Annotated in this window: 1 protein-coding gene; it reads left to right on the top strand. The window is 57.0% G+C overall.

Translation table 11 applies throughout. The annotated features are described in order from the left end of the window. A partial coding sequence (locus SCA31_RS23840; protein ID WP_410699479.1) for a hypothetical protein occupies window positions 1–264 on the top strand: 264 nt, incomplete at its 5' end. Window position 265 lies beyond the last annotated feature (1 nt).

Genomic DNA, 265 nt, shown 5'->3' with positions numbered 1-265 from the left:
GTGCGGCCAACAGCGCCGAGCACGACGTACGCACGTTTGTGGAGTGTCACCCGCATGGAAGAGAAGATTAATATCATCAGCAATGCTGGCATCGAGGAGCGGGAAGAAATCGTCCTCGATATCGCCCGGTGGCTTGAGACAACAGCACAGGAGGCGCTCATCTTTGACGAAGGGCCCTTTGCAAAGCTATCCACCACCATCTCGGAAGCCATGCGCGCTACAACGCCGACGAAGGCCGCCTATCCACATCGCGTCATCAGCTGAT

The sequence above is a fragment of the Chryseobacterium sp. SIMBA_028 genome, assembly GCF_046535285.1.
Taxonomy (GTDB): Bacteria; Bacteroidota; Bacteroidia; order Flavobacteriales; family Weeksellaceae; genus Chryseobacterium.
This window is presented reverse-complemented; position numbering and strand designations above follow the sequence as displayed.